Source organism: Natrinema salaciae (genome assembly GCF_900110865.1).
GTDB lineage: Archaea > Halobacteriota > Halobacteria > Halobacteriales > Natrialbaceae > Natrinema > Natrinema salaciae.
On record NZ_FOFD01000007.1, the window covers coordinates 252,427 to 270,900 of the forward strand.

Consider the following 18,474-nt stretch of genomic DNA (forward strand, 5'->3'; position numbering starts at 1 on the left):
AGATCCGTCACCGCGGTCGACTACGACCCACCGCGTCGATTCGCCCCGGCAGCGCCAGGGAAAGATTATACAGTTGCGTGTATAGTTTCTACTCGTCGTTGTAGTAGAAAAACCGGGCGGACCGACGCGATCCGTCGCCCCGGACGCGGCACCACTCCGACAACGCATGCAGCGAGACCCCACGTACCGCACGAATTGCGGCCTGTTCTCGACGCGCTACCTCGAGGCGGAACTGCCCGAGACGGACGCGTGGAACGCGGTCGACCGCGACGAGCTTCGAGCAGCGTACGACGAGATCGACGACCGCTGGGAGCGCCTGCGTGAGGGGCCGGCGACCGAAACCGCGGCGCGGCTCGAGGCGGCGTTCGTTCGGCCGGTGTTTCGAACGCTCGGTATTCCGTTCGAGGCCGACGGCCGGACCGACCGACCGCGGCAGCGGCCCGACTACGCCTTCTTCGACGCCACAGCGACGGCTCGCGACGCGGTCGATCGACGGGACGGCGGCGGGGACTTCTACGCGGATGCGGTCGCCGTCGCCGACGTCAGGCGGTGGGATCGACCGCTCGATACTCGCGGGAGCGGCGAGTTCGAGCGCGACTGGGAGCGTCCCGGACACCGGATGCGCGTCTCGCTCCGGGAAACGCCCACCCGATGGGGCGTGCTGACGAACGGTCGGATGTGGCGACTCTATCGCGCGTCGACGGGCCATCGACCGGACTCGTACTACGAGATCGATCTACCGACGGCGCTCCAGACCGGCGACCTCGAGGCGTTCAAGTACTTCTACTGTGTGTTCCGCCACGAGGCGTTCGTCGAGGACGCGGACGGCGACTGTTTCCTCGACGACGTGTACAGCGAGAGCGAGGCCGCCGTACGGACGCGCTCGTCCGACCTCGCGGAGAACGCCCGGGAAGCACTCGAGACGCTCGTCGCGGGGTTCCGGAACCACCCCGACAACGACATCGACGAGCGCGACCTCGAGTCGGTCCGTGACGCCGCGCTCGTCTACCTGTTCCGGCTCCTCGTCGTCTGCTACGCCGACAGCGGGGGCCGCGGGCCGCTCGAGGCGGCCGCCGGCAGTGGCGGGCGGGCGAGCGGGCTGCGATCGATCGAACGGGCGGTCGCCGCCGAGTTCGATGAGACGGGCCGCGCCGCACAGGATCGCCGACCCACACTCCAGTCGCGGCTGGACGACGTGTTCGAGCGGTTCGACGAGCGAACCGCGTTGACCGAGGGCTCCAAAGCCCGAGCCGCGGATTCCGCCGAGCGGTGCTGGCTGTTCCGCACCGATCCCGGCGAGAGCGGGCGGCGGGAGACGCGGTTTCTCGCCACGCACGCAGTCGGCGATACGTGCCTGCGGCGCGTGATCGAGCTACTGACGCGACGGCCGGGTCCGAGCGGCGACGGCCAGACGGCCATCGACTACGGGTCGCTCGACGCGGACCGCCTCGGCTGTCTCTACGAGGGGCTGCTCGAGTACGAGCCGGGCGTTGCCACGGAGCCGCTGGCGCTCGAGGACGGCGAGTACGTGAGTGCCGCCGACGCCGACGCGGTCGCGGTGGAGCCGGGCGAGGTGTACCTCGCGACCGACAGCGGCGAACGGAAGGCGACGGGGTCGTACTACACGCCCGAGTACCTCGTCGAATACATCGTCGAACGCACGCTCGAGCCGCTCGTCGCGGCCGTTCGCGAGCAGGTACTGGCGCGACACGCCCCGGATTCGCCCGGCTTCGCCGACGCGTTCGCCGACCGGATATTCGACCTGAACGTGCTCGATCCCGCGATGGGCTGCGGACGGTTCCTCGCGCGCACCGTCGACTATCTCGCTCGCGAGGTCGCCGACGCGTACGCGACGCAGGCGGCGGCTGCGGGCGTCGAGACGGTTCCCGACGGACGCGATAGCCGCTGGGCGCGTCGGCGGGTCGCTCGGCAGTGCGTCTACGGCGTCGACTGCGATCCGCTCGCTGTCGAACTGGCGCGGCTGTCGCTGTGGCTTCGCACGGGAGTCGACGACGCGCCGCTCGGACGCCCCGGTCGGCACCTGCGGGCCGGAAACGCGCTCGTGGGCGGATCGCTCGCGGAGATCGAGGACCTGACGGCGGCGGTCGACGGCTGGGCCGAGGACGTCCAGCAGCCGCGGTTCCGGCGGCGACTCGAGGCCGTGGCGAACGTCCGGACGGCCCGCGAGTTCGGCTCGGTGGACGTCCCGGCCGATGCGGTCGACCGGCTGACCGCCGCGACGGGCGACGGGACGTGCGCGGGAGACGACGAGACGTGGGCGCGGCTCGCTCGAGCCGAGTGGTTCGAGACCGCGCAGGCGCGGGCCGACGCCGAGGGCTACGTTCACTGGCCCCTGGCGTTCCCCGACGTGTTCTACGAGGACGACGGGACCGAGCGGGAGCGGCCGGGGTTCGATGCGGTCGTCGGAAACCCGCCGTGGGTCGCGACGGCCGGCCGGAGCGATATCAGCGCGGCGATCGAGCCGGCCCTGTGGTCCTACCTGGAGGACGCGTTCGAGGCGACCGAGAATCAGTTCGACCTCGCGGTCGCCCTCTACGAACGGGCGGTTCGGCTGTCTCGTGACGGCCGCGTCGGACTCGTCGTCCCCGATTCGATCCTCACTCGCGAGGGGAACGAGCCGATCCGGACGTTCCTTCTCGAGAAGACGTCGCTGTCGCGGATCGTTCGGGTCGGAACCGCGTTCGAAGGCGTCGAAACGGGTGCCGTCGTCTGCATCAGCGGCGACGGCGAGGACGGCGTTCGCTGTGCCGATGCGGCCGAGCGGACGACGTTGACGTCGCTCTCGTACGACGCGATCCCCCAGCGGGTGTTCGAACGGCAGGACGCGAACCGGTTCCTGATCCACCTCGACGACGAGGCGCGCTCGATACTGGAAACGATCGACCGCCACACCCCGCTCGAGGAGTACGCGACCCTCTCGCGCGGCGAGGAGTGCGGAAAGCGGGCCGACCATCTGGCGTCGAGTCGGCAGGCGGACGGGCGGCCGATCGTCCCCGGCGGCGCGGTGCAACGCTACGGATTCGACGACGACGCGATTCGGTACGTCGAACCGGACGACATCGCGAAAGACGAGGCGTACTATCGGAGCCCGAAGCTGGTGTTCAGACAGACCAGCGAGTCGCTCGTCGGGACCTACGACGCCGCCGGTCGCGTCACGATCAAGTCGGCGTACGGGATCCACGCCGCGTCGGACTCGAGCGACGAACTCAAACACCTGCTCGGCGCGCTGAACTCGCCGCTGTTGAACTTCTACCACCACTACAGGCACGCCGCGTACCGCTCGGTCTTCCCGCAGATCAATCAGTCGACGTTCGAGGCAGTTCCCATCGCGATGGACGACGGCCCCGACTCGAGGCTCGTCGAGGCGGTCGACGAGCGACTCGCGGCCACGGCCGAGCGATCGCGGCTCTCGCCGGACGTCCACGACCACCTCGGGCGGTACGAGGACGGCGAGTCGCTGGGTGCGGTCGCCGACTGCCGGCCCGTCGACGGCGTCGAAGCGACGAAGCTCGCGGCGACGACCGAGACGTGGCCGAACCTCCTGCTCGGGACCGTCGATATCGCGGCCGGGGAGCGACCGCTCGTCCTGCGGGCGACCGTTCGATACAAACCGGACGCGGACGCCCCCGAGACCGACCAGTGGGGGTACGCCGAGACCGAGCCGATCCCGGCGCTGGAGTGGCACGATATCGACGCGGGCCACGCGGCGCTCGTCGAGGCCTTCGTTCCCGCCGCCGTCGACGCCGGCCGGGGGTTCGCCGGGTTCAGGAAACGGGCGACGAAGACGACCTCGCCGCTCGATCGCCTGCGGTCGGTGACGCTGCCTCGGCTCGCAGACGTTACGGACGGGCTGGACGCGTATCTCGACGACCGCGCTCGCACCGCGGAACTGGACGAGCGAATCGCGGCCCTCGACCGGCGGATCGCCGACCGCGTGTTCGATCTGTACGGCCTCCCGTCCGACGAGCGGACGCGAGTCCGCAGCGAATTCGGCGGCGATTCGGGCGGCTAATCGGTCGTCTCCGGCGCTCTCGGGACGGCCTTCCGTGCCCGACGAACGGACCGTACGCGAGGGACAGAAGGCTTATTGATGGAATGCCCAATCGGGGGGTATGTCCATGACGGGATCGATCGGGCGCGTCCCGACGTCGTTCGCTCGGACGAGTCGTGATCACACGTGAGCGACGGAACCGAGTCCCCGAGCGGCGTCGATCGGCGAACCCTCCTCGGGACGCTCGCCGGCATCGGCGGGGCCGCCGTCGCCGGCTGTTCGGCGCTCGAACGCGACCGCGACGGCGAGACGAACGTACTCGACGAAGAGAGGGCCCGGGAGTTGGCGACGCGGTTCGCGCCGACGCTGTACTTCGACGCGCGCGAGCCGTGGTTTCCGACGGACCCGCGGCCGTACGCGAGCGAGCGCGACGGCGAGACCGTCGTCAGCGGGTTCGACGCGTTCGACGGCTATCACGAACGGCAGAGCGACGGAGAGCCGCCGGACCCGACGGTGTTCTACCGTGCCGTCGAGTACGCGGACTCGCCGCTCGCCGCGGTGCAGTTCTGGTGCTACTCCGTGTTCGACCAGTTCACGACCAACTTCCACTGGCACGACTGGGAGGTGTTGCACGTCTTCGTGGACACGGAGACCGGCGACCCGCAGCTGTACGTCGCCAGCTCCCACTCCCGGTCCGTTCCCAACAACGAGTTCCTGGACCCGGATCCCGCCACGCCGCCCCGCATCCTCGCAGAGCTCGGCTCCCACTCGAGCACCCTCTCGGTCAACGACGTTCCCGACCGCTTCCAGCGGTTCGCCGTCGAGGATCTGCTGGCGGACATCACGAACACGGCGATCGAGGGCGTCGACGACCTCGCCGCGATCCCGCTGGCGTACGGACTGCCGCGCGACGAGGGATCGCGGCTCCCCTATCTCGTCCCGGAGTACGAGGGCGCGCCGATATACGAGCACGAGGCCTTGCCCGCCGTCACCCGCGACTCGCTGATCGACGCCGACCTCACCGTCCGGTCGCTCGACGCGCTGACGTCGCCGCCGACGGACCTCCCGGAACGGGAGCCCGGACTCACGTTCCGCCACCGCGAGCGGGAGGACGAGGCCGACGTCGAGTACGATCTCCTCCCGATCGACGACGTCGCGCACATCGCGGCGTTTCTCGGTCCGCAGTTGAGCTTCGAGTTCGCGGTTCCGAAGGCGGTCGAAGACGCGGTCGCCGGCCACATCACGACGACCGGGACGCCGTGGAGCCAGCCCCGCTACGAGAACCCGGCCGCGGACATCACCGCGCCCAACCACCGGGCCGCGCTGGCCGACCGCTACGACGCCATCGGCGACCCGGCGCCGATCAACACCGTCGTCACCCGCGTCACGGAGGCCGTCGCGACCGACGACGCGCCGGCCGACGAAGGGCTGACCACCACCGAGACGAGCCTCGAGTCGGTCGTCCTGCTCGAGAGCGACCCCGAGGCGATCCCGACGTTCGGCGGCGTCGCCGTCGCTCGGGACGTCCCGGCGGGCGACCACCGGCTGACGGTCAACGGGGCCGGGCGAGCGCCACACAGCGAGCGCGTCACCGTCGCTGACGACGGGACCGCGACGGCGGCCGGCGTCGGCGGCGAGATTCCGCTGGTCGCCCACGACCGCGCGACGAAGCTGGAAGTCGGCGGCGGGGACGCCGAGACCGATCTCTCGAGGGTGGCCGTCGAAGACGACTTCGCCGGCCGGCTGTACGAATCGTCGGTCGACGGGAGCGATGCGGTCTACGTCCACACCGGCGGCGCGTACACGACCGAGGTCCGGGACGGCGACGACGCCGTCGGTGCCTACCGGGTCAACCCGGACCCCGCGAGCGAGTCGCCGGTCCGCATCGAGCGGCCGGAGACCGGGACGGCGTCGCTTTCGGAGTTCGTAGCGGATATCGCCGAAGAGACGCAGGCGGCGGTCGCGGCGCTCGCGGACGAAGACGGAGACACCGCCGACGATGACGACGGCTCGTCGAACGGCGTCACCGGGCTCGAGCGGGCGCTCGCGGCCGTGGCCGAGTCCGCACAGCGGGCCGCCGAGCGGGCGCGCGACGGCGAGCGAGGAAACACCGAGAACCAGCTCGAGGCCGTCCGCGAGCGCCTCGATCGGGCGGCGAACCGGCTCGAGGATGCGCGCGGGGAGCTGCCGGCGTCGCTCTCGAACGCGACGGAGAAGCGGCTGGCGCAGGCCGACCGGCGCGCCGAACAGGCGCGAAACGCCGAAACGCTCTGATCGATGGCGGGCAGGCGGACGACGCCGATCGGGGATACTGTCGGATTACCATCGGGGGCGCGCCTCTCCCGAGGGTGAACTCAGTGCCGAAGATACAGAAGCATCGCTTTCGGCCCTGTTGGCCCCCTCAAACGGCGGTTGGTTTTGGCGAGCGTGCTGAACACATAGCGCAAACTCGGCACGGAATTCCCTCGAGATGGATGGGGTTCGGGTCGCGTGGTACAGGTGACGCGTTCAGCGCGTCGGCATCGGTTATTGCAGCGGTTCCGCGCGTGAGTCGCACCCCGGTTATATGTTGTTGGCACGGGAACCATCTCCATGGCTCACGCCCCAGAACTCCCGGAAAAGTACGTTTGCACGGCCTGCCAGACGATGCACGCCGGCACGGTCTCCGCACGAACCGATAGCGGTCACCAGTACGATGCACCTGCGAAGTGTGGCTGCTGCGGCGAGACGGAGCTGGTCGCCGAGAAAAACTGGCCGCACTTCAAGCAATAGCGACTCGAGACAGTTCTCGAGACGAGTCGGTACCGACGATTGATAGTTGATGGAGATGCTGTCGAGCAGTTCGTATCTGCAGATAGCTGCTGGCACGTCCCTCTTGTGCGGGCAGTCACGAACGCGCCGGATTTCTCCTTGATAGCGGCGTTCGCCACCTCGTTCATGTTCCGCTGCTGGTAACGGTCGTTGTCCAATCGCGCATTCCGTGCTCCGTGGAGTGGACTGCCCGTGGAGAGATATCGTATCGAATCACTGCTGCGGACAATTACGGCCCCGCGATCCGTTCTGCAGGGACTTATATGTTCGAACGCCAACAACCATACTATGGCTATCGTTGCAGAGATCCTCCTTTCGGAGAGGTCGCTCCCGCTCGTTGGTCTCGCGAGATCGATTCCGAGCGGTGAGATTTCGCTACCCCATTCGATTCCGCTGGAGAGCTGGAACTGCCTCATGGTCAGTGTCGACGCCGATTCACGGGAGGCGTTCGAACGTGAACTCGACGCCCAAGACGAGATCCGTGAGACGACGACGATCGGGAAGACCGGCGACGGCTGGTTCTACCAGGTGTTCATCGACGGCGATTCGTTACGGGTCGACGGCTGTGATCCCGATGCGTTCGAGGGCGCACTCCTCGAGGCGACGATTACCGGCGACGGCTGGCGAGAACGGAAGGTTTTCGCCGACTACGACGCGTTCACGATCTTTCGCGACCGATGCGAACTGAACGACCTGCCGGTGGAACTGCTGAGCATCGATTCGGACCCCGACGACCCGGACGAACGCACTCAGTTCGGCCTCACCGACAGACAGTACACCGCGCTGACGCTCGCGTTCTCTCGTGGATACTACGACTCGCCACGGCGCACGTCGACCGCCCAACTCGCCGACGAACTCGACATTTCCGCGGCATCGGTGTCGAATCTCCTCCGCCGAGCCGAACACCAACTCGTGAAACAGACGCTCGGACCGGACCCCTATATAAACGGGCTTACTGCCTAGCATAACAGCCACCTCTATCCCGCGAAAACGAACAGGTGATGTCACAAACCGACGATTCGACGAGCGACGAGCAGGGCACGATGCCACTCACTGAATCGGTTGCGATCGTCACTGGCGCGTCCTCAGGAATCGGAGCAGCGACCGCAACGGCGCTCGCTGCCGAAGGTGCAACAGTCGTCCTCGCGGCCCGTCGCGTCGACAAACTCGAAGCGCTCGCCGACCGAATCGAGACGGACGGTGGCGACGCCCTCGTCGTTCAGACAGACGTCACCGACGAGGACGATATCGACTCGCTCGTCCAGACGGTCACTGACGAGTACGAACGGATCGATATCCTCGTCAACAACGCCGGCGTCATGCTCCTCGAACCACTCGAGCGCGCCGACCGGTCGAACTTCAGACAGATGGTCGAGGTCAATCTCATCGGTCTCATGAACCTCACGCACGCCGTGGTGCCGATCATGCGGGAGCAAGGCGAAGGCCACGTCGTCAACGTCTCCTCAGTCGCCGGTCGGATGACAAACGCGTTCTCGAGCGGATACAACGCCACGAAGTTCGGCGTCAACGGCTTCACCGACGCTGTGCGCAAGGAGGTCTCGGCCGACGGCGTCCGGACCACGATCATCGAACCAGGTGCAGTCGATACGGAACTCCCGACACACATTCCGGACGACCAAGTCCTCGAACAATTCAGCGAGATGGATCTGCCGACCCTCGAGGCCGACGATATCGCCCGTGCGATCACCTACGCCACCACGCAACCACAACACGTGGACATCAACGAAATGCTAATTCGGCCAACCGGCCAGACGAGCCTCTGATACTCGTCGTTCCTCCCCGGTGAGAGCGACCGTCCCGGCGCTGCTCGAGCGCGAACCCATCCCGCTCGAGGACGTGGCGGGACGCTCGACTATGAACGGATTTCGGGGACGTCATCGCAGGCGCTCATCGCCGGGGTCGCTTTGGTACACCCATTTTCGAAACTAAAAAGCGCCGTTGCTCGATCTAACTCGTAGAAAACAGCGGAAACGAGAGTGGTGCCGCGATGGAACCAGCGAAGGGATCGCGACCGGTGGGCGCGCGCCGCAAAGCCAGCGGAGGAGGATATACAACAGTGCGCGATGCGCGTGGTCCGCGTGAACCGCTCGACGCGGGCGAATCACTTCGGGACCGCCGTCGAGAAACGGATGGCCGAAAAGCGTCGGTTCGATCTCGAGCGGGCGAGCTGGCACGACGCGAGATTCGGGAACGGCACGCCCGTCGAGATCAAGTCGACGATGCACGAGCACGCTGACGGTCAGCCGGGCAACTGGAAGGTCTACCGAGAGTACCACAAGAAGCTCCAGCGTCGCGACGGCTGGTATTGTTTCGTCGTCTACCGACCACATGGGCGCTCTGGCTGTACGGTTCTTCGTGATAAGATGGTCCGCTCGAGCGATCTCCCGCTACTCCGGTGGCACGGCAGCGGTGATCACCGTGGGACCCAGCAGACGACGATCTCGATTGGTGCCGTTCTCTAACGAAGGTGTGCACTCCATATTTATATAATTAACTAGGCAAGTATATAGTTCATAATCATCCACAATAGATCGAGGCCCCTTCGTATAAAATATCTCCCCGGACATTCTGGTGAAGAAGACAGTAACAAAATATAATGAAAACCAACTACCATTTCTGAGCGCAATGTCCGGAAACAATGGTCGTGGTCGACGGAACGTACTCAAGAAAATTGGTGGAACAACTATCGCGGGAAGCCTACTCTTCGCAGGAACGGGAGCGGCTGAGAATGGCGACAATGAACCAGTTAACAGGAATATTTCGGAAGGTGAGTTAGATACTGGTGTGGCAACTGCAACGCTCAGCAGTAACTCGCTGACGACGCAATCCAACGGCACGCAACCGGTCACGATCCAGTCTAACGATGTTAACACATCGAACGTGACCGACGTTGCGCATTTCAGCACCGATCTTGACCTGACGAACGGGTCTGGGACTGTTGACTACGGTACTGCGGAAGGCCATTTGACGCTCTACCGTGCAGTGGATCAGATCGATGATGAGTACGTGTACTTCATCTGGCACCACCTGACGGCTTATCCCGAGGGGGGAACCGGATATACGGTGTCAATCCAGGAGATGGAAGCTCACGTCGACGTAACGGACGACGATTTCCGAGTCATTGACTTTGATCCGAAGTCTTCAGAATCGATTGATGAAAAAGAGCACACGTTTAGTGCTAGCGTGACGCTCCCGAACGGATCCGGTGCTAGCGTCGGCGGCAATTATTATGTCAAGGATGGCACAGTATATCCAAAGAATTTCGACCAAGGCTCTGGAGGCGAATTCGGTGTGTACTTTGATGGCGACGGTGATAACGCCCAAAGCGTCACATCGATGAATGGTGTTTGCGAAATCCGGTCCGAGACAGAAATTACCGACGATACCTACGCATGGCCGGCTTATGCGATGGACCCAAAACTCCGTGTTGCGGCCGACGGACACGTCGATCCGTGGTAGTTCAGTAATCTATCGTTTTTTATCGCAACCAAAGCTCACAATTCGTCGTACGTACGTATCTGAGACGGTTTTGTTCGAGCGGTCACAGTATCCCATAGAGGGGACGCTGGCCTCGAGACACGAATCCCACCGCCGAGGCCAGCGTCGGAGCCGCGACTCAGTCGGATGTCGGAATCACAGTCGCCGCAGCGATGGGCTTGGTCGTCGTCACCGAAGACGCGACGGAACCGATCAGTGACGTGAGTACCACAGTGGAGACACGTCGATCGATCGACCGTTGACCACGGGGCGATCGTCACGCAGACCACCCCGTAGAGCGGCCGCTACATGTGAGGAAAGGTGGGAAAAAGGATATGTATCCAGTGGGCCGGCGCAGCGCGGAGATGCCGCTATTATCGATACCCTCGGTGGCTTCTATACGCCGATTTCGATTTTTGTATGATTCAGTTGTCATTGGCAGATAGGGAGAGTTGATTCACGAGCGGGCGACGGCGCTCTTCCATCCGATCTCGGAGGCGTCGACGCCGCTCGTGTGGGTCGGCTTTGTCGTAGTGTTGTTCGATCGTCTTCACGCTCGCATTGACCCGCTCGGCAACGTCTTCCGGCGGCCATCCGCGGTTTAGAAACCACGTGATCGAACCAGTCCGTATCTGGTGCGGTGACCGAGAACTCGGGCACTTACTACAGTGACCGTACTCTGTGTACTGGCACGCGTCCCGCTCCCGCCCGTGTGGACACGGCTCGAAATTACAGGGGAGAGTCGCAAGGTAACTCCAAACCCGGAGCGTGTTACTATTCGGGCGACCCTGGGCGCTCGCGAGGAACGGCTGTCGACCGTGGTCGTCGTGGACATCGTATCGGTCGTTCTGCAGATACTCCCGAAGGACAGCCGCGGTTTCGTCCGTAAGCGCAACCGGACGCTCACCGCCGAGTTTGTTCTTCAGCGCCGTCCCGGTATCGGGGCGGTGGCGGAAGTCGACGTACGGATTCTCGCCGAGTTCGACATCACGGAGATCGAGCGCCCGGAGGCCACCCTGTCTCGCGCCGGTGAACCAAGCTAGCTCGAGAAACGCGTGAGCGCGCGTCCCGTACTTCGTCTCGCTGTTCCGGTAGAACTCGAGCAACGCGGCCGCGTCCTCAGTGTGGAGCTTCGTATCGTTCGATCGATCCTCCGGGTCGAGATCAGGAATTCGGACCGCGTCGGCCAGCCCATCCTCGACGGCACCGAGGTCCTCGAGAAACTCGGCGAGTTGCGTCAGCGTCCACATCTCGCCCTCGAGGGTGGCCGGGGCGACATCCGACGCCCGGATTTCGTAGTACTCGTCCATATCGTACGGGCGCAACTCACCCACGGTCTCGATGCCGATCGACTCGCACCACTCGATCCAGAGCTTGAGTCGGTACTCCCATCCGTGAAGGCTCCCCTCGGTCGAATCGGGTTCCCGTCGGCGAAGATACCGGCGGACCGCCTCGCGAGGGGTGAAGTCCTCGGGTTCGGGCCGGCGGCGGTCCCTACTCATCACGATCACCACCGTTCCAGTTCTCCGGGCTGCCCCAGCGGAACTGCGGGTGATCGTCCTCGAGCTGGTCGCGCTCGAAAAGCCGATCCTGAATCCACGTCTGCAGCGCGGGTCCGGACCGATCGTGCGGCTGGTGGTCCGGCATGTGATGTTCGTCGACGCGAGCCGAGAGGTCGTCGAGACAGGCGACCATCTCGACGAGGACCGCGTTCTGGTAGCGCATCTCCGTCGCGATCGCCTCGAGGGCCTCGGTCTGTCGTTCGACCGCATCGGCTTGCCGCTCGAGGACTTCGAGTTGCGCCTCCAGGGCGAGGAACTCGTCACTCATTCCGACCACCGTCGGTCACACCAATTTCGATCTCGAAGGTATCTGCGAGGCGCTCGACGCGCTGGCGTAGCAGCCTCCGGCCATCGCCCGTGAGCGTGTACTCGTTCGTTCGCTTGTCGAATGCGGACTTCTCGACGAGCCCGCGCTCCACGAGCGTATCGAGGTTCGAATACAGCCGTCCGTGGTTCACCTCACCGTATTGGGGCTCGAGGTGACGCTTGATCGCGAGCCCGTAACTGGTCTCGTCATCGTGCTCGAGGCGAGCGATTGCCTCCAGGGTGTCACGCTGGAACCCGGTGAGATCACCCCACGTCGTGCCGCCGTCGGCCACAAGTCGCTGGTCAGAAACGGTCGATGCGTCTGTCGTGTCGGGGCTTTCAAGACCCCGCGAACTGTCGTCGTACATGGCTTGCGTGCCTGGTTTACGCGAGCCGCGCGGACCCGGTGCCATCAACACCGGCCCGCATTTTCCGAACGGACCCAACGGACAGTCGGGTCCACGTGAAACTCGCGTTACCAAACCAGTCTCTACCCTATGGTAATAAAACCATTCACTGATTAGTTTCACTTTTGAGCGTGTTTGGATGTGCCAGCAACGCACACCGGGGCATGTAAACGGTAAGTCTTCGATTCGCCGGTAATGAGACACCGGGGGGAGTGGATGCAGTTGCCAACCGATGACTACATCCTCGAAACTCTCGACACCGGACTCGGACTTACTCCTGCAGTAATTGCCTGGAACATCGACAAGGGAAGAACGACAGTCCAAAAGCGGCTCAACCCGCTCGCTTCTGCAGGGCTTATCGAACGAGTTGACGAGAAAGGTTACTACAGAATCACTGACGACGGTCACGCCTATCTCGAGGGGGATCTCGACGCGAGCGAACTCGAGCCTGCCGAGGACTGACGCGTTCGATGCGGAGCGAACGCTTATCACCGTCTTTGCCCTACGGGAAACTATATGGCGAGTGCAACGCGCAACGACCGCACTGAGGGCGTCGAGTTCGTCCACGAGGACGACGGGAGTATCACCGCCGTCGACCTCGAGAGCGGTGTTGCATCGTTCGGAGATACCAAGTCCGAAGCGCTGGCGATGCTCGCGGAAGCCCTCGAGTTGCACGAGGGCGGTGGTGAGCCGGTCACCGACGAAGACCTCGAGGAGTGGGGACTCGATCCCGATGCGAGCGGTGACAAGGAGCTCCCCGAATTCATGCAGTAGATGGTTCGGACGACGTTTTCCGGACAGGAAATCGCGAAAGTCCTGCAGGATCACGGCTACAGACCGGTCGACCGAAAGGGGAGTCACCTGAAGCTTCGGTACGACCACCCCGAAACAGACGAGGTCCGGATCGTCACTGTGCCGATGCACTCGGAAGACAAGATCCCGACTGGAACGATGCAGTCGATCGCTAACCAGTGCGGCGCGAAGGACTTTCACGCCTGGTGCGAGTGGATCGCCGAGAACCTGTAGCCTCATTGTTCCATCCCCTCGAGTCCGATCCGTCGGAGTAGCGGCTCGAGCCAGCTGGGAATCTCGTCATCGACGCGCTGGCCGTCCGCGTTTAGCGTCATGATCAGACCAGCCGTCTGATCCTGGACGGCGAAAACCCAGTGCCGCCCACGCTCGACCCGAACGTCGATTCGCTTCTTGTTGTCCGGCGAGCCGGTGATCTCGACGTCGACGGAACGTCCGTCGTCAAGTTCCTGGCGTAACCGCGATTCGCTCGATCTCGAGTGGTCTGTTCTGACAGACATGAGCGAGTGAAAGTCACAGATACGAATAAGACCAGAGCGGGGCTGAACGGAAAATAGGCGAAAACGGCTCTCGATGTCGATATCAGAGCATAGAACGGTTCTATTCCGGTGAGCGGAAAACGGACGGAATGAACGGAAAACTCAGAAGTCGGGGACGGCGTAGACTTTTCCTTTCCCGTTTCCGTTCGATTCGATCAGCCCGTACTTCTCCTCGAGGTTCGCGAGGTACCGGCGGCGGGTGCTCTTCGCCTTCGGATTGTGCGCGCGCTGTTCGTAGGTCTCGTGCAACTGCGAGCCGGAAACTTCCCTCGCCGATTCGATGATATCGTAGAGCAACCGCTTGTGCGTCCCGAGATCTTCGACGCGCTCGAGGTGGATTTCTTCCAGAGCGGCGGTGCGAACTTCGCCGACGGTGCTGGTCGTGATCTGCGAGCGATCGCTGTTCCTTGAGACGGCCTTCGCGGCGCTACGGAGGATGCCGATCGCCTCGCGAGCATCTCCTGCAGCAACGTCAGCAATGTGGTCGATTGCGTCAGTAGAGATCGTTCCCGGCCGTAGTCCGGCACGGATACGAGCTTGCAGAATATCGACCAACTGCGTGTGCGTAAACCGGTCAAGTGTGATCGTCTCCGCGCTTCGGAGTCGACTCCGAACGCGAGAATCAAGGTGTGCGAAAAGGTCGTCCTCGTCGATGGTGATCGCGACGATCGTCACATTCGGAATGTCGATGAGCGCCTGGAGTGTCGTGTCGTCCTCGAGCACGTCGACCTCGTCGACGATCGCGACGACGCGCTTGTCGCTCTCGCGAAGTCGATCGACGAACGCGCTCGTCGGCGAGCCCAACTTCTTGAGGTTCGCACCGAGGTCCGCGTCACGCATGATCCCGTGGAGGACCTCGGCTTTCGACGACCCGGATACAGTTGTGGTATCCCCAGCGGAAATCGAGTGTCTCGCGCTCGAGTTCGCGAACAACGAACCTCGCAAGTGTGGTCTTTCCCGTCCCACTCGGGCCGAAGATCAGCACATTCTGACCTATATCTCCGTCTGCGATTGGCCGAAGTGCGTCAGCCAACTGTTCAATCTTCGCATCTCGATGATAGAGGTCACTCGGGATATGAGAGGGTCTGAGGGCTCGAGCGTCTGAGATCATAGTTCCTAAGAATTACTTTTTCTATTAACATCTATCGGATACGATTATTATTACTGGGTGAACTATCCGTGCCTATTTCAGTGATTTATATGGCTGATAACGGATGCTGTTTCGAGCAGAAATCATGATGGTTCAAGCACCGCTGATCACAGGCAATGTGCGGTGTGAGAACAGATCAATGGCGAGGCACACCTCACCTAGCTGTCAGTGCTGTGTTCCTCGACGGCCATCACGTCCTGCGGCTCATCGTCGTGTTCCAGTCCGAGCGTATGGCCAATTTCGTGTTTTATTATTTCTCTGGTCGCCGAGTCCGAATGTCCGGTTTCGACTCGGATGATGACCCGGTCGGATGATGTCGTGGAATCAGTGATGATCGGAGCGCAGCCAGCAATCTCCGTCTCCGTGGTTTCGCCGCAGTGCTCGATCTCGTCAACCCATCTGATTACCACGTCTGGATTCTCCGCTGTAGGTTCGAGTTCGTACTCGATCGGGTACCTGCATACTCGTCGCTGGTATTGCCTTCCCAGTAGGCGAGTGCAGCCTCACTCACGGGTTGGTGATCTGTTCCCGGTGACCCCTCCGTCGCAACCACGAGCGTTGATTGGACGACGGTATTGGCGACAGCAATGATCATCAAGCTCACCCACTGCCACCTTTCAAGTCCCAAGTAACGCCCTGACAAACATGATAATTCAACTTGAGTTGGATAACGGATAGTATTCACAATAAAACATTTCAACTGCTTCGGTATTTTTTGCCGTCTCAGGTAGTATACTGAAAGACCCAGAACAAATACCAACCCCGGTCGATAGCCGACTCTCACGATTCATGTGGGGTATTCTGACACACTAGGATAATAATAGCTATGTTTTTGAATTGTTATTTTAATACCATGGAAAAATACTGTGCATTTTCTTTATAAAATAATTAAATATTCCTAAGAACTGTATTGAGCGCCATGGTGACAAGCCATATGGATATTCTGACAATACTTATTGAATCGCTTTTTGCTCTTAGCATTCTTTGGTTAGTCGGATTATTTGCTGTCTTTCGCGAATATCATAACCTGCATACTGAACAAACATCATATCACAAAAATATTCCTGAGAGAAAGATAGAAATAACAATGCTGACTGATGCTATGGATCAGCTTGGTGTTGAGACAGTAGAAGAGATTGAGAATTTAGCAGAAAGTATGAAACAGGCTAACACAGAGAAATTAGCTCATGCTATGAACCGAACCGATATTAGAGGACTAACTGAATCCATGGAGCAAGCTAATATCGAGTCAATAGCTAAGATTGAGAAATTATCTAAATCTATGGATAAAACAGGAATTGATAGCATATCAAACATCAATGGGTGGCAGATATATAAACTAGCGTCATCTGAGAATACACCCGATCCAAAGCTTGTAGATTCATATGAGAATATCCTAATGTTCACAACTACGGGTCTTATTCTCCTTGGCATCAGTAGCCCCTTCGTGCATTTTGCCGCAGTCTTGTCAATGCTAGACCTCTATAATATCTCCCATGCATCATCTAAAATCATACTACTAATATTGATCGCTATGGCTACAATATTTCATCTATTCGGTATTATACTCATACTGGTGACCCTTCTGTACGATGCGCCCATTCTACTAAAATGGATTTCTCAAGCCGAGACTTTCTTTGCTGTAGACAGATACAAGAAGTTCCTCAAGATTATGTCTTACACAATATTTACCCTTAGTTTTATAGATTATGCTGCGATTGCACTTCTTATCAGTGGAGTGTTTTCAATTTAAACCATATATTTTGGCTTTGTTACCAGTCATTGGAATCCTCGCAAGAAGATATGCAACGATGTATAACTTAAAATTCTTCAAGGGGTCGCACGTCGACAAAATCCGATTCCCGATTTTGCACATCGATCTCGAGTCTGGGTGTGCAAGATCAACCGCGAGCCGGGACGATCGTCGCGACGATCACGCCGGCCACCGGCCCCGATCGGGCGCTCTTTATATGGGCTCGTGATTTGAGTCACCGGAAAATCCTAGGATTTCGAAGGGGTTGTGCAAATCGCGATGCGAATCCAGAAAACCGAGGCTCGAGAACGAAAGTGGACGTACTTGAAGGAAGCGACGGGTGAGAGTACGGTTTCGGGCGCGCTCGACGCGGCTGCGGACTACTACCTCAAGATGCGGGGAGATACGACCGCGCAGCCGAACGGGTGTGTCCCCGAGCTGATCCGCCGTGCCGACCAGGAGGGTTCACTCACCGCCGCGGAGATCGCGGAGATTCTCGACGTCGACGAGCTGCCCCTCGAGTACCAGTCGACGTGGACCATCGGTGAGTAACAAATCGTCGAGGGTGTCATAGAACTCTTCTCATATCGTGATGATCGTGCTTCCCGGATTGTCTCCGCGTTCGTAGTTTGTGATAGCGACGACGAGGCGAAAGCACAGGGCAAGAAGACGCTCCGTGAGGCAGGGTTATCACACTATGGGACGAATCTGTGTCACCTTATTCTCGTCTATCAAGGTATCCTTCGAGATTGTTGATGATTTCTTCGTCATCAAACCGGAGATCGTTTCGATCGAATCGAATACTCGGTAAAAGACCTGATCGATGTAATATTACATCATTCTTCGATACTGTAACATATTTCATCTGTGACTTTGGTATAAATTGGTGCCAGGTTACCAACTTTCCACTTCCACTCCGACGCTGCTCTAACCCAGCCGGAGTAAGCTTATACGCTCTATCAGATAGCAGTGTGTTTGTTGTACCAACAAGTATGACGACAACGAGAGCATTTAACACAGTCAGATGTGGAGGAAGCCAAAATGAAAGTAGCCCAACTGGGACCAATCCAGTGACCATGGTGAATATCTGCACTTTTATTCTGTGAGCCCGTGGCCACCTGGAAGTCCATTCTATCAGGACGTTCTCGGATGCGATAGCGGAAGACGCAACCCGATTACGAGCCGTGAGTATGGCAATCTCACCTGCCACTGCTGCGACAATCCCGAGTAGGAACCCAGTCGCGCCGACGAGACTTGACACGGGGATGGCAGCCGGGTCGATGAGATAGACAGCGACCACCTCGAGGACACTAAAATGGTAAGCCATCATTGGAACGAGACCGAAAAGCGGGAAGAGCCAGGCTACCCAACCAGAGTTCAGCCAAGAGGCTATTTGTCCGTTGTCGGTTATTAGGAATGCCGTCCCGGAACCGATAGTAATACCAATCGTTCCTAGAACGGCGAATGCAAGCACTTTGCTGCGCAAGCCCAAATACTCCACAGTGAACAGAGTAAGCGTCGGCGCAATCAGCGCGGCTACGTAGCTGCCGACGAGCACGCTGAATCGAGGACCCAATCCATCCGGTGAAACTACTGAGTTTTCGGTATTATATTTCATATCTGATT

At 60.8% G+C, this 18,474-nt stretch carries 21 protein-coding genes; 12 read left to right on the forward strand and 9 right to left on the reverse strand.

Going from position 1 to position 18,474, the window contains the following annotated elements; genetic code table 11:
* The first annotated feature begins 166 nt into the window (after positions 1-166).
* The 7 genes from BMX07_RS21180 to BMX07_RS21210 all read left to right on the forward strand — a co-directional run bounded on the left by BMX07_RS21180 (position 167) and on the right by BMX07_RS21210 (position 10,303).
* Entirely contained in the window at positions 167-4,033 is a 3,867-nt protein-coding gene (locus BMX07_RS21180; protein WP_090622038.1) for an Eco57I restriction-modification methylase domain-containing protein, read from the forward strand.
* A 165-nt stretch (positions 4,034-4,198) separates the two neighbouring features.
* The gene (locus BMX07_RS21185) at positions 4,199-6,286 is read left to right on the forward strand and encodes a hypothetical protein (protein WP_090622041.1); all 2,088 of its coding nucleotides are present in this window, start codon (positions 4,199-4,201) and stop codon (positions 6,284-6,286) included.
* 318 nt (positions 6,287-6,604) lie between these two features.
* Positions 6,605-6,784 (forward strand): hypothetical protein, encoded by a 180-nt coding sequence (locus tag BMX07_RS21190; protein WP_090622043.1) that lies wholly within the window; start codon positions 6,605-6,607, stop codon positions 6,782-6,784.
* Between the two features lie 327 nt (positions 6,785-7,111).
* Positions 7,112-7,786, forward strand: a complete 675-nt coding sequence (locus BMX07_RS21195) for a helix-turn-helix domain-containing protein (RefSeq protein WP_090622045.1) — start codon at positions 7,112-7,114, stop codon at positions 7,784-7,786.
* A gap of 38 nt (positions 7,787-7,824) precedes the next feature.
* Entirely contained in the window at positions 7,825-8,607 is a 783-nt protein-coding gene (locus tag BMX07_RS21200; RefSeq protein ID WP_090622047.1) for an SDR family oxidoreductase, read from the forward strand.
* A gap of 315 nt (positions 8,608-8,922) precedes the next feature.
* On the forward strand, positions 8,923-9,306 hold the full coding sequence (locus BMX07_RS21205; RefSeq protein WP_090622158.1) for a PD-(D/E)XK family putative nuclease: 384 nt from the start codon (positions 8,923-8,925) through the stop codon (positions 9,304-9,306).
* A gap of 109 nt (positions 9,307-9,415) precedes the next feature.
* Positions 9,416-10,303, forward strand: coding sequence for a hypothetical protein (locus tag BMX07_RS21210; protein WP_139210976.1), 888 nt, complete (start codon positions 9,416-9,418; stop codon positions 10,301-10,303).
* Between the two features lie 35 nt (positions 10,304-10,338).
* On the opposite strand, the gene BMX07_RS25330 is transcribed toward BMX07_RS21210, so the two are convergent.
* The 4 genes from BMX07_RS25330 to BMX07_RS21230 all read right to left on the reverse strand — a co-directional run bounded on the left by BMX07_RS25330 (position 10,339) and on the right by BMX07_RS21230 (position 12,557).
* Complete coding sequence (locus BMX07_RS25330) at positions 10,339-10,611, reverse strand: DUF7563 family protein (protein ID WP_090622051.1); 273 nt, start codon at positions 10,609-10,611, stop codon at positions 10,339-10,341.
* A gap of 135 nt (positions 10,612-10,746) precedes the next feature.
* The gene (locus tag BMX07_RS21220; protein WP_090622057.1) at positions 10,747-11,823 is read right to left on the reverse strand and encodes a tyrosine-type recombinase/integrase; all 1,077 of its coding nucleotides are present in this window, start codon (positions 11,821-11,823) and stop codon (positions 10,747-10,749) included.
* Positions 11,816-12,151 carry a hypothetical protein gene (locus BMX07_RS21225; RefSeq protein WP_090622060.1) on the reverse strand — a complete coding sequence of 112 codons (336 nt, stop codon included), beginning with the start codon at positions 12,149-12,151 and terminating at the stop codon, positions 11,816-11,818. Before BMX07_RS21225 ends, BMX07_RS21220 begins: the two co-directional genes overlap by 8 nt.
* A complete protein-coding gene (locus BMX07_RS21230; protein WP_175480233.1) occupies positions 12,144-12,557 on the reverse strand; it encodes a PadR family transcriptional regulator in 414 nt (137 codons plus the stop codon). Before BMX07_RS21230 ends, BMX07_RS21225 begins: the two co-directional genes overlap by 8 nt.
* A 234-nt stretch (positions 12,558-12,791) precedes the next feature.
* Here BMX07_RS21230 and BMX07_RS21235 point away from each other — a divergent pair, with 234 nt between their 5' ends.
* Genes BMX07_RS21235 through BMX07_RS21245 form a run of 3 tightly spaced genes read left to right on the forward strand, consistent with a single transcriptional unit; the run spans position 12,792 to position 13,622 of the window.
* Positions 12,792-13,058, forward strand: coding sequence for a winged helix-turn-helix domain-containing protein (locus BMX07_RS21235; RefSeq protein WP_090622070.1), 267 nt, complete (start codon positions 12,792-12,794; stop codon positions 13,056-13,058).
* 54 nt (positions 13,059-13,112) lie between these two features.
* Positions 13,113-13,370 (forward strand): type II toxin-antitoxin system HicB family antitoxin, encoded by a 258-nt coding sequence (locus BMX07_RS21240; protein ID WP_090622073.1) that lies wholly within the window; start codon positions 13,113-13,115, stop codon positions 13,368-13,370.
* Positions 13,371-13,622: a type II toxin-antitoxin system HicA family toxin gene (locus tag BMX07_RS21245; protein WP_090622076.1), complete on the forward strand. Its 252-nt coding sequence runs from the start codon at positions 13,371-13,373 to the stop codon at positions 13,620-13,622.
* A gap of 2 nt (positions 13,623-13,624) precedes the next feature.
* On the opposite strand, the gene BMX07_RS21250 is transcribed toward BMX07_RS21245, so the two are convergent.
* The 4 genes from BMX07_RS21250 to BMX07_RS21260 form a co-directional block, all read right to left on the reverse strand.
* A complete protein-coding gene (locus BMX07_RS21250) occupies positions 13,625-13,906 on the reverse strand; it encodes a hypothetical protein (protein ID WP_090622079.1) in 282 nt (93 codons plus the stop codon).
* A 141-nt stretch (positions 13,907-14,047) separates the two neighbouring features.
* Positions 14,048-14,785 (reverse strand): Cdc6/Cdc18 family protein, encoded by a 738-nt coding sequence (locus BMX07_RS21255; RefSeq protein ID WP_245742184.1) that lies wholly within the window; start codon positions 14,783-14,785, stop codon positions 14,048-14,050.
* Positions 14,778-15,056, reverse strand: a complete 279-nt coding sequence (locus BMX07_RS25335) for an AAA family ATPase (protein ID WP_245742185.1) — start codon at positions 15,054-15,056, stop codon at positions 14,778-14,780. The genes BMX07_RS21255 and BMX07_RS25335 overlap by 8 nt, the downstream gene beginning before the upstream one ends.
* 197 nt (positions 15,057-15,253) lie before the next feature.
* Positions 15,254-15,505 carry a matrixin family metalloprotease gene (locus BMX07_RS21260; protein WP_090622081.1) on the reverse strand — a complete coding sequence of 84 codons (252 nt, stop codon included), beginning with the start codon at positions 15,503-15,505 and terminating at the stop codon, positions 15,254-15,256.
* A gap of 524 nt (positions 15,506-16,029) precedes the next feature.
* Between BMX07_RS21260 and BMX07_RS23975 the strand changes: the two genes are divergently transcribed.
* Positions 16,030-16,848: a hypothetical protein gene (locus BMX07_RS23975; RefSeq protein WP_139210978.1), complete on the forward strand. Its 819-nt coding sequence runs from the start codon at positions 16,030-16,032 to the stop codon at positions 16,846-16,848.
* Positions 16,849-17,127: 279 nt separating this feature from the next.
* Entirely contained in the window at positions 17,128-17,400 is a 273-nt protein-coding gene (locus BMX07_RS21270; RefSeq protein WP_175480234.1) for a hypothetical protein, read from the forward strand.
* 166 nt (positions 17,401-17,566) lie between these two features.
* Here the strand turns inward: BMX07_RS21270 and BMX07_RS23980 are convergent, their stop codons facing one another.
* Positions 17,567-18,466 (reverse strand): hypothetical protein, encoded by a 900-nt coding sequence (locus tag BMX07_RS23980; protein WP_139210979.1) that lies wholly within the window; start codon positions 18,464-18,466, stop codon positions 17,567-17,569.
* Positions 18,467-18,474: the final 8 nt, after the last annotated feature.